Source organism: Kitasatospora sp. NPDC001539, from assembly GCF_040298565.1.
Lineage (GTDB): Bacteria > Actinomycetota > Actinomycetes > Streptomycetales > Streptomycetaceae > Kitasatospora.
This window is the reverse complement of record NZ_JBEPAK010000422.1, coordinates 1-3,253: the sequence shown is the minus strand read 5'-3', so window position 1 is coordinate 3,253 and position 3,253 is coordinate 1. Positions and strand designations below refer to the sequence as shown.

Annotated in this window: 3 protein-coding genes and 1 pseudogene; all 4 read right to left on the bottom strand. The window is 72.0% G+C overall.

Annotated features, from left to right (window positions below):
• Window positions 1-48 precede the first annotated feature (48 nt).
• Window positions 49-1,137, bottom strand: a pseudogene (locus ABT247_RS32755) (L-serine ammonia-lyase); the annotation flags it as partial.
• A gap of 188 nt (window positions 1,138-1,325) precedes the next feature.
• Window positions 1,326-2,606 carry a serine hydroxymethyltransferase gene (glyA, locus tag ABT247_RS32750; protein WP_350750133.1) on the bottom strand — a complete coding sequence of 427 codons (1,281 nt, stop codon included), beginning with the start codon at window positions 2,604-2,606 and terminating at the stop codon, window positions 1,326-1,328.
• Window positions 2,607-2,690: 84 nt separating this feature from the next.
• Window positions 2,691-3,068, bottom strand: a complete 378-nt coding sequence (gene gcvH / locus ABT247_RS32745) for a glycine cleavage system protein GcvH (RefSeq protein WP_350750131.1) — start codon at window positions 3,066-3,068, stop codon at window positions 2,691-2,693.
• 4 nt (window positions 3,069-3,072) lie between these two features.
• Window positions 3,073-3,253, bottom strand: a 181-nt coding sequence (locus ABT247_RS32740) for a hypothetical protein (protein WP_350750129.1), incomplete at its 5' end; no start/stop codon positions are given.

The following is a 3,253-nucleotide window of genomic DNA, read 5'->3' as shown; positions in this document are numbered from 1 at the left end:
GGTCGCGGCGATCATCCAGGGCCCGTGGGAGATCACCAACCTCTACAAGGGCTCCGCCTTCGCCGCCTCGGCGAGGCCGCCCGCGGCCATCGAGCAGGCGGAGCCGACCTCGCCCTGGCAGCCGACCTCGGCGCCGGAGATGGAGGCGTTCTCCTTGAAGAGCATGCCGATGGCGCCCGCCGCGAGCAGGAAGCGGACGATGCCGTCCTCGTCGGCGCCCGGGATGAAGTTCAGGTAGTAGTGCAGGACGGCCGGGATGATGCCCGCCGCGCCGTTGGTGGGCGCGGTGACGACCCGGCGGCCGGAGGCGTTCTCCTCGTTGACCGCCATCGCGTAGAGGGTCACCCACTCCATCGCGTTGGCCGGGCCGATCCCCTCGGCGCGCAGCGTCCGGGCCGCGGCGGCGGCCCGGCGGCGGACCTTGAGGCCGCCCGGCAGGATGCCCTCGCGGGTCATGCCGGCCCGCACGCACTCCTGCATCACGGACCAGATCTCCAGCAGCCCGGTCCGGATCTCCTCCTCGCTGCGCCAGGCCTTCTCGTTCTCCAGCATCAGGCCGGAGATCGACAGCCCGGTCTCCCGGGTGAGCCGCAGCAGCTCCTCGCCGGTGCGGAAGGGGTAGCGCAGCACGGTGTCGTCGGGCTTGACCCGGTCCGCGCCGATCGCGTCCTCGTCCACGACGAAGCCGCCGCCGACCGAGTAGTAGGTCTTCTCCAGCAGCGTGGAGCCGTCCGCCGCGAACGCCCACAGGGTCATCCCGTTGGCGTGGTACGGCAGCGAGCGGCGCCGGTGCAGGACCAGCTGGTCGTCGGGGTCGAAGTCGATGGTGTGCTCGCCGAGCAGGTCGAGCCGCTTCTCGGCGGCGATCCGCTCGACGTCCTTGTCGGCCTGGTCGACGTCGACGGTCCGGGGCGAGTTGCCCTCCAGGCCCAGCAGGACGGCCTTGGGGGTGCCGTGGCCGTGGCCGGTGGCGCCCAGCGAGCCGTACAGCTCGGCGCGCACGGCGGTGACCCGGGGCAGCAGGCCTTCGGAGCGCAGCCGGCGGGCGAACATCCGGGCCGCGCGCATCGGGCCGACGGTGTGGGAGCTCGACGGGCCGATGCCGATGGAGAAGAGGTCGAAGACGCTGATGGCCACGGGGGACGTCCTTGTCTGTCTCGTGGAAGGACTTTGCGGGCTGGAGGGGGCTGGGCGGGGCCGACACGGGACGGGGCACCGCGCGCACTGTCCAGTGTGCGCGGTGCCCCGGAGTCCCAGGTGCACCGGCGGAGTGAGGCCGGTCACCCGGGGCGGGCCCTATGCCCGGTGAACCGGACGGGGCCGGATCACTCCTGGTTGGCCAGGTTGGGATAGAGCGGGTACTTCTCGGCCAGGGCGGTGACGCGGGCCTTCAGGGCGGCGGCGACGGTCTCGTCGAAGGCGGGCTTGAGCGCCTCGGCGATGACGTCGGCGACCTCGCGGAAGTCCTCGGCCCGGAAGCCGCGGGTGGCCAGGGCCGGGGTGCCGATGCGCAGGCCCGAGGTGACCATCGGCGGGCGCGGGTCGTTCGGGACGGCGTTGCGGTTGACCGTGATGCCGACCTCGTGCAGGCGGTCCTCGGCCTGCTGGCCGTCGAGGCTGCTGTTGCGCAGGTCGACCAGGACCAGGTGGACGTCGGTGCCGCCGGACAGCACGGTGGCGCCGGCCTCGGCGACGTCCTCGCGCAGCAGGCGCTCGGCGAGGATCCGGGCGCCCTCCAGGGTGCGCTGCTGGCGCTCCTTGAACTCCTCCGAGGCGGCGACCTTGAAGGCGACGGCCTTGCCCGCGATGACGTGCTCCAGCGGACCGCCCTGCTGGCCGGGGAAGACCGCGGAGTTGATCTTCTTGGCGTGCTCGGCCCTGGACAGGATGACGCCGCCGCGCGGGCCGCCCAGGGTCTTGTGGGTGGTGGTGGTGACGACGTCCGCGTGCGGCACCGGGTTCGGGTGCAGCCCGGCGGCCACCAGGCCGGCGAAGTGCGCCATGTCCACCATGAGCAGGGCGCCGACCTCGTCGGCGACCCGGCGGAACTCGGCGAAGTCCAGCTGGCGCGGGTAGGCGGACCAACCGGCGATGATCAGCTTCGGCTGGTGCTCCTTGGCCAGGCGCTCCACCTCGGCCATGTCGACCTGGCCGGTCTTCTCGTCCACGTGGTACGCGACCACGTTGTAGAGCTTGCCGGAGAAGTTGATCTTCATGCCGTGGGTCAGGTGACCGCCGTGGGCCAGGTTCAGGCCCAGGATGGTGTCGCCCGGCTGGATCAGCGCGAACATCGCCGCGGCGTTGGCCTGCGCGCCCGAGTGCGGCTGGACGTTGGCGTGCTCGGCGCCGAACAGGGCCTTGACCCGGTCGATCGCGATCTGCTCGACCACGTCGACGTGCTCGCAGCCGCCGTAGTAGCGGCGGCCGGGGTAGCCCTCGGCGTACTTGTTGGTGAGCACCGAGCCCTGGGCCTCCATGACCGCCACCGGGGCGAAGTTCTCGGAGGCGATCATCTCCAGGGTGGTCTGCTGGCGGTGCAGCTCGGCGTCGACCGCGGCGGCGATCTCCGGGTCGAGGGCGTGCAGGGACTGGTTGAGAACCGTCATGGTGTGGTCTTCCCGGGGAGGAGAGCGGAGGGACGGCGGGGTCGGGCGGGCCGCCGTGGTGCGGCCCGCCCGGTCACGAGCGGGTCAGCTGTGGGTGAGCGCGTCGTACTCGTCGGCGCTGAGCAGCTCGTCGGTGGACTCGACGCGCACCTTGAACAGCCAGCCGCCCTCGAAGGGGGCGCTGTTCACCAGGCTGTTGTCGTCCAGGACGTCCTGGTTGACCTCGGTGACCTCGCCGGTCACCGGGGAGTACAGGTCGCTGACCGACTTGGTCGACTCCAGCTCGCCGCAGGTCTCGCCGGCGGCCACGGTGTCGCCGACCTCGGGCAGCTGCACGTAGACGATGTCACCGAGCGCGTCGGCGGCGTGCTTGGTGATGCCGACCGTGGAGACACCGTCGGCGTCCGCGGCCGTCAGCCACTCGTGCTCCTTGGTGTACTGCAGGTGCTGGGGGTTGCTCATGGCGTCATTCTCCAGGATGGGAAGCGGGTACGACGAAGCGGGCCGCCAGGCGGACGGCTCCGACGTGCGGGTATGGGGGAAGGAAGGGGCCGGCCGGGCCCGCGGGCCCGGTTCCCCGGGCCGTCAGCAGCCGCGCCAACCGGTTCGCCCGCGCGTCCAGCTCCGCGTACGTCAGCGAGGTCGAC